We start from the raw sequence: 1,844 nt of genomic DNA, 5'->3' as shown, positions 1-1,844 counted from the left end.
ATCAGGTCTTTCAGAACGCCCGCAGACTGCTTTGTTGATTTCCACTGAGAAGTGACCCGTGTAGGCGCATAATTTCCACTGAGATTTGACCCATGTGACCCTCCCCCAAGCGAAGAGCGAGGGGGTCAAAGGAGTGATCGACATGGGACTACTGAACGTTATTCGGAAGCTACGCCTGCGTCAGGGTTTGGCGATCCGGGAGATCGAGCGCCGCACCGGGTTGTCGCGCAATACTATCAAGAAGTATCTGAAGGCCGATGGAATCGAGCCCAAGTTCGCGACGCCGGAACGGTCTAGCAAGCTTGATCCTTTTGCCGAGAAGCTGACGGGCTGGCTGAAGACCAATGCCAAGAAGGGGCGCAAGGATCGGCAGACCCTGAAGAAGATGCATGCCGATCTTGTCGCTCTTGGCTTCACTGGCTCCTACAACCGTGTGGCGGCCTTTGCGCGACAGTGGAAAGCAGATCGGCGGCGCGAGGAACAAACGACGGGGCGCGGCACCTTTGTTCCGCTGGCCTTCAGCCCCGGCGAAGCGTTCCAGTTCGACTGGAGCGAGGATTTTGCGGTTGTCGGCGGCGAGCGCATGAAGCTCCAGGTCGCCCATATCAAGCTGTCGCACAGCCGGGCGTTTCTCTTGCGGGCCTATCCCTTGCAGACCCACGAGATGCTGTTCGACGCCCACTGGCATGCGTTCCGAGTTTTCGGTGGCGTGCCGGAACGCGGGATCTATGACAACATGCGCACAGCGGTGGATCTTGTGGGCCGTGGCAAGGCGCGGCAGGTCAATATCCGCTTCCTGGCGATGGCAAACCACTACGTCTTCGAGCCTGATTTCTGCAATCCGGCAGCAGGGTGGGAGAAAGGGCAGGTCGAGAAGAACGTCCGCGACGCCCGTCATCAGATGCTGCAAGGCATGCCGGACTTTCCCGATCTTGCCGCGCTGAATGACTGGCTGGAACAACGTTGCATCGCTCTGTGGCATGAGACGGCTCATGGCACGCTGTCTGGAACAATCGCGGATGTCTGGGCTGAGGAACGGGTGGCCTTGATGCCCCTGCCGGTGGCCTTCGACGGATTCATTGAGATCAGCAAGCGCGTCTCGCCCACCTGCCTGATCAGTTTTGAACGTAACCGCTACAGCGTGCCGGCATCATTTGCGAACCGCCCCGTCAGCCTGCGGATCTATCCCGACCGGCTGGTCGTGGCCGCGGAGGGTCAGATCCTGTGCGAACATGCCCGCATTATCCAGCGCAGCCATAAGCTGCCTGCGAAGACGATCTACGACTGGCGGCATTATCTGGCGGTCGTGCAAAGGAAGCCTGGCGCTCTTCGGAATGGGGCACCCTTCCTCGAATTACCATCTGCCTTCAGGCAGTTGCAGGAGCACATGCTGCGCAAGCCCGGCGGTGACCGCGAGATGGTCGACATCCTTGCGCTCGTTTTGCACCACGATGAACAGGCCGTGCTGACCGCCGTGGAATTGGCGCTGGTCGGGGGCGTGCCGACCAAGACCCATGTATTGAACCTCCTGCACCGCTTGGTCGACGGCAAGGTCATCGGTGGTCCACCGCTGGATACCCCGCAAGCGCTGGCCTTGCGGCGCGAGCCCAAGGCCAATGTCGAACGCTATGACGCTCTGCGCGGCCAAATCGCGGGAGGCCGCCATGCGTCATGACCCTGCTGCCGCTGCTGTTGTCATCATGCTCCGCAGCCTGAAGATGTATGGCATGGCCCAAGCCGTTGAGGATCTGATCGAACAGGGGGCACCTGCCTTTGAGGCCACCATCCCGATCCTGTCGCAACTGCTGAAGGCCGAATTGGCCGAACGCGAGGTGCGCTCCATC

Annotated in this window: 1 protein-coding gene; it reads left to right on the top strand. The window is 60.5% G+C overall.

Annotated features, from left to right (window positions below; translation table 11 throughout):
* The first annotated feature begins 142 nt into the window (after window positions 1–142).
* Entirely contained in the window at window positions 143–1,675 is a 1,533-nt protein-coding gene (istA, locus tag PKE99_RS37385; RefSeq protein ID WP_189383188.1) for an IS21 family transposase, read from the top strand.
* Window positions 1,676–1,844: the final 169 nt, after the last annotated feature.

It is taken from the genome of Pseudonocardia halophobica (genome assembly GCF_027922425.1).
GTDB classification, from domain to species: Bacteria; Actinomycetota; Actinomycetes; order Mycobacteriales; family Pseudonocardiaceae; genus Pseudonocardia; species Pseudonocardia halophobica.
This window is presented reverse-complemented; position numbering and strand designations above follow the sequence as displayed.

Bases quoted from the DNA above. Each gene is read 5' to 3' on its own strand.
- istA (WP_189383188.1), top strand. From the start codon at position 143: ATGGGACTACTGAACGTTATTCGGAAGCTACGCCTGCGTCAGGGTTTG.